Source organism: Dactylosporangium cerinum, assembly GCF_042653625.1.
GTDB lineage: Bacteria > Actinomycetota > Actinomycetes > Mycobacteriales > Micromonosporaceae > Dactylosporangium > Dactylosporangium cerinum.
This window is the reverse complement of sequence record NZ_JBHSIU010000017.1, coordinates 1-5,734: the sequence shown is the minus strand read 5'-3', so window position 1 is coordinate 5,734 and position 5,734 is coordinate 1. Positions and strand designations below refer to the sequence as shown.

Genomic DNA, 5,734 nt, shown 5'->3' with positions numbered 1-5,734 from the left:
CCCGATCCCCAGCCACCACCACAGCCCGATGCTCAAACACCGCCCGCGAAGCCGCCAGCGAAGACCCAACATCACTCAACCCAGGCTCAGCCCCGTCGAGCAGCATGGCCCGCAACCGTTCAGCCTGACCAGCCAACGCCGCAGCACTACGACCCGACAACACCCACGGCACCACCGGCAACGACACAGACCCCTGCTCCACCGCCACAGCGGCTTCTGGGGCCTGCTCCAGAATCAGGTGGGCGTTGGTGCCGCTGATCCCGAACGACGACACACCAGCCCGCCGCGGCACCCCGGACTCCGGCCACGACCGGGCCTCCGTCAACAGCTCCACCGCACCGGACGACCAATCCACATGCGGGGTCGGCTCGTCGACATGCAACGTCGCAGGCAACACCCCGGCCCGCATCGCCATCACCATCTTGATGACCCCGGCCACCCCAGCCGCGGCTTGCGTGTGGCCGATGTTCGACTTCAACGACCCCAGATACAACGGCTCCCGGCCCGCCCGCTCCTGCCCGTACACCTCCAGCAGCGCCTGCGCCTCAATCGGATCACCCAACACCGTCCCGGTGCCATGCGCTTCGACCGCATCCACTTCACCAGCCGACAGACGCGCATTTGCTAGGGCCTGCCGGATCACCCGCTGCTGGGAGGGGCCATTCGGCGCGGTCAAACCGTTGCTCGCACCGTCCTGATTCACCGCACTGCCGCGCACCACCGCCAGCACCGGGTGCCCCAGCCGCTGTGCGTCGGACAGCCGCTCCAGCAACAGCAACCCGACACCCTCGCTCCACCCCGTGCCATCCGCAGCCCCAGCGAAGGACTTGCAACGCCCATCCGCAGCCAACCCGCGCTGCCGACTGAACTCCACGAACATTCCTGGCGTCGCCATCACCGACACGCCACCGGCCAGCGCGAGCGAGCTCTCGCCCTGCCGCAGCGACTGGCACGCCAGATGCAACGCCACCAGCGACGACGAACACGCCGTGTCCACCGTCACCGCCGGGCCCTCCAACCCGAAGTTGTACGCCAAACGACCCGAGGCCACACTCCCGGCAGTACCCGTGCTGATAAAGCCCTCGACCCCGTGAGGATCGCGGCCCGAGCCCAGAACACCCATCCCATAGTCGTGATAGATCAGCCCGGCGAACACTCCGGTGTCCGTGCCCTTCAGCGAGCCAGGGTCGATGCCCGCCCGCTCGAACACCTCCCACGCGGCCTCCAGCAGCAGGCGCTGCTGCGGATCCATGGCCAACGCCTCACGCGGGCTGATCCGGAAGAACCCCGCGTCAAAGTCCGCGGCGTCAGACAAGAACCCGCCGTTCCGTACATAACTGGTCCCCAGCCGATCCGGATCCGAGTCGAACAGCCCCTCGACATCCCAATCCCGGTCCGTCGGCCACTCCGAAATCCCATCACCGCCCGACGCGAGCAAGCCCCACAACTCCTCCGGAGACCGCACTCCCCCCGGCAACCGACAAGCCATCCCCACGATCGCAATCGGCTCATGCGCGCTCTCGTCGATGGCACGCAGCCGCGCACGAGCCTCACGAAGGTCCGCCGTCGCACGCTTGAGATATTCGAGGGACTTGTCTTCGCTAGCCATCAGTTGCCATCCCCTTCAGAGGTCCGCAAGTTGTCGATTCGATATGCATCAGATTCAGCATCGAAGATCTTGAAGATCTCTTCGGCACTCGCTGATTGAAGGTCGCTGTTATCGAGCGAAACGTGCTCCTGGCCGAAACGCTGGCTGATTTTGGTGAGGAGGGCTTGAAGACGTGCCGCGATACCCGAAAGATCCGCCGGGTCCGCGGCCGACATGACGGCTTCGAGCCGATCAAGCTCCGCGGACACCAAGCCGCCTTCGGCCGTCCCAGCGATCTGCTTGGTCAGGTAGGCGGCCAGCGCAGCAGGGGTCGGGTGGTCGAACACCAAGGTTGCCGGCAGCCGCTGCCCGGTCACGGTCCCCAGCCGGTTACGCAGTTCCACCGCGGTCAGCGAATCGAACCCGGCCTCGGTGAACGCCCGGTCCGGTTCCACCGCGGCCGCGGTGGCATGCCCCAGCACCGCGGCGATCTCACCACGGAGCACGTCCAGGACCACCGCCTGCCGCTCCGCTGCCGGCACCCCGGACAGCCGCCGGGACAACACCGACTCACCCTCGGAAACGGTAGCCAGCTGGCGGCGGGTCGTCCGCCGCACCAAGGCCCGCAACAACCCCGGAACCGGACCGGTCCCGGTCGACCGTAGCGCTTTGGCGTCCAGCAGGGCTGGGACGAGGTTCGCCGGTGCGGACAGCCCGGCCTGTACGGCGGTGTCGAACAGTTCCAGACCCTGCTGGGCGGTCAGCGCCGTCACACCCGAACGGCTCATCCGCGCCAGGTCGGCCTCGCTGAGATGACCGGTCATCCCACTGGGCTGCTGCCACAACCCCCACGCCAGCGACACCCCGGGCAACCCCGCCGCCCGACGCGTCTGCGCCAGCCCGTCCAGGAACGCGTTCGCCGCGGCGTAGTTGCCCTGACCAGCGGACCCGAGCGTCCCCGCGACCGAGGAGAACAACACAAACGCCGACAGGTCCATCCCCTGGGTCAGCTCGTGCAGGTGCCACGCCCCGTCAGCCTTCGGACGCAACACGACGTCAACCCGCGTCGGGGTCAGCGCCGACACCACGCCGTCGTCCAGTACCCCAGCGGAGTGCACCACCGCCGTCAACGGCCGATCCCCCGCCACGCCAGCCAGCAGCGCCGCGACCGCATCCCGGTCGGCGACGTCACACGCCACGACCTGCACGTGCGCACCCAACTCGGACAGTTCCTGCTGGAGTTGCACCGCGCCTGGAGCATCAAGACCGCGGCGGCTGGTCAGCACCAGATGCCGCACCCCATGCCGCACCACCAGATGCCGGGCCACCAACGCCCCGATACCCCCGGTCCCGCCGGTCACCAGCACCGTGCCCTGCACGTCAATACCCCGCGGCACGGTCAACACAATCTTGCCGACGTGCCGGGCGTTGCTCATGTACCGGTACGCCTGATCCGCGGCCCGCACATCCCACGCCGACACCGGCAGCGGCCGCAGCACCCCAGCCTCGAACAGCTTGACGAGCTCGGTCAGCATCTGCCGGATCCGGTCCGGCCCCGCCTCGAACAGGTCGAACGCCCGGTACCGGACCCCGGGATGCGCCGCGCCGATCTGTTCCGCGTCCCGGATATCGGTCTTGCCGATCTCGATGAACCGACCGCCCGCCGGCAAGGTCCGCAGCGAGGCGTCAACGAACTCCCGGGCCAGGGAGTTCAGCACGACATCCACACCCCGACCCCGCGTGAACGTCAGGAACTGCTGCTCGAAGTCCAGCGTCCGCGACGACGCGACATGATCACCGTCGAGTCCCAGCGCTCGCAGCGTCTCGGTCTTGCCGGCACTCGCGGTCCCGAAGACCTCAGCGCCGAGATGCTCCGCCAGCTGCACGGCTGCCATCCCCACACCGCCGCTGGCGGCATGGATCAGCACCGACTCACCCGCCCGCAACCCAGCCAGGTCGTACAACGCGTAGTACGCGGTCAGGAACACCACCGGCACCGACGCCGCTGTCGTGAACGACAACCCAGCAGGAATCTTCACGACCAGCCGATGATCCGTGACCACCACCGAGTGCAGGCCCTGCACGAACAGCCCCATCACCCGATCACCCACCACGACATCGGTCACCCCGGCACCGACCTCGACAACCGTCCCCGCACCCTCCAAACCCAGCGGCCCCGGACCATCCGGATACAGATCCAACGCGTTGAGCACATCACGGAAATTGACCCCCGAGGCATGCACCGCGACCCGGACCTGACCAACCCCCAGCGGCTCATCAGCCGGCGGATACGGCACCAGCCCGACGTTCTCCAGCACCCCCCGCTTGGAGACATCCAGCCGCCACGCAGCATCAGCAGGCAACGTCGGAGCAACCGCGGTCCGCGCCAGCCGGGGAGCCAAGGCATGACCGTCACGGATCGCCAGCTGTGGCTCATCCCCACCCAACACCGCCGGCAACACCCGCCACGACGCCGGTCGGCCATCCACATCCACCAGAACGATCCGGTCCGGATGCTCCGACTGCGCCGCGCGCACCAACCCCCACACCGGCGCCTGCACCACATCGACACCAGCACCGGTATCGACGCCGACCGCGTTGCGGGTCAGAACCACCAGGCGTGCCGTTCCCATCCGGTCATCGGCCAGCCACGACTGCACCAGCTCCAACACCCAACCCGTCACCACCCGCACCCGCTCGCCGACCTCACCGTCCGCAGAAACCGGGATGTCCGCGGCCAGCACCAGATCCGGCACCGGCACCCCATCAGCGACGGCCTGCCGCAACCCGGCCAGATCCGGATACTGCTGCACCCCCGCCCCGACGGACTGCAATGCCCCGACCAACCCCGACTCGTCCGACCCGAGCACCGCCCACCGCGCCGACACCGGCATCGACCCGACGCCGGTCGGCGCTACCCAATCGACTTGGAACAGACGATCGCCGAGCGCATCGGCGGCACCACCAGCCGCGGCACGCAACTGTTCGACAGCAACCGGGCGGGCCACCAGCGACCCCACCACCGCCACCGGCGCACCTACCCCGTCAGCCAGCTCCAACGAGAGCCCGTCATCACCTGCCTGGGTCAACCGCACCCGCAACGCCGCGGCGCCGGCAGCGAACACCGACACCCCCGACCACGCGAACGGCAACCGCAACCCACCGTCACCACCGGACAAACCCGCATCGAGCAGGGCCGGATGCAGGGCCGCGTCCAACAGCGCCGGGTGCATCCCGAACAGGCCGGCCTCCTCAGCAGCCGGCGAGGGCAGGACGATATCGGCGAACACCTCGCCGTCGCGGCGCCACACGGCCTGCAAACCTTGGAACGTCGGCCCGTAGCCGAACCCAATCTCCGCCAACCGCTCATACAAACCGTCGACGTCCACCGCCGCCGCACCGTGCGGGGGCCACACGGTCAGATCAAACGCGGGCGCCGACACCACCGGGGACACCACACCGGTGGCGTGACGCACCCAAGCAACGCCGTCGTTCTCACCGGTGTCGGGGCGGGAGTAGATGTTGACCGGCCGCCGACCCGACTCCTCCTGCGGTCCACCGACCCACACCTGCACCTGCACCGCACCGTCCGGCGGCAGGACCAGCGGCGCCTGCAACGTCAGTTCCTCCAGCGCACCGCACCCGGCTTCCTGCCCCGCACACACCGCCAATTCCACGAAACCGGTCCCAGGGAACAACACCGCACCAGCCATCACATGATCAGCCAGCCACGGATGCGTGCGCACCGACAGCCTGCCGGTCCACAACACCCCCTCACCCTCGGCCAGCGCCGTCACCGCGCCCAGTAACGGATGCCCGGCCGCCATGAGATCGCCGACAGACGAGGGCGCCGGCTGCAGCCAGAACCGTTCCCGCTGAAATGCGTACGTGGGCAGGTCGACCCGGGTGCCCTGGACTCCGGCGAACACCGCCGGCCACCGCACCCCCACCCCAGCGGTGAACGCCTGCGCCATCGACAACAACAGCCGCTGCACATCCGACTCATCCCGGCGCAACGAACCCAACACCGTCCCCTCAGCGGGCACAGCCAACACCGCGTCGAAACTCTCCTGGATCCCGCCGGTCAGCACCTGATGCGGACTCACCTCCAGGAACACCCGACACCCCTCCGCCAACAACACCCCC

The 5,734-nt window shown here is 68.5% G+C and carries 2 protein-coding genes; both read right to left on the bottom strand.

All coding sequences use genetic code 11. The features are described 5' to 3' along the window. Nucleotides 1–1,609 (bottom strand): type I polyketide synthase (locus ACFPIJ_RS15495; RefSeq protein ID WP_380115617.1); only part of this gene is annotated, 1,609 nt, incomplete at its 3' end. Next, on the bottom strand, nt 1,609–5,679 hold the full coding sequence (locus tag ACFPIJ_RS15490) for an SDR family NAD(P)-dependent oxidoreductase (protein ID WP_380115616.1): 4,071 nt from the start codon (nt 5,677–5,679) through the stop codon (nt 1,609–1,611). The genes ACFPIJ_RS15490 and ACFPIJ_RS15495, both read right to left, overlap by 1 nt. Nucleotides 5,680–5,734: the final 55 nt, after the last annotated feature.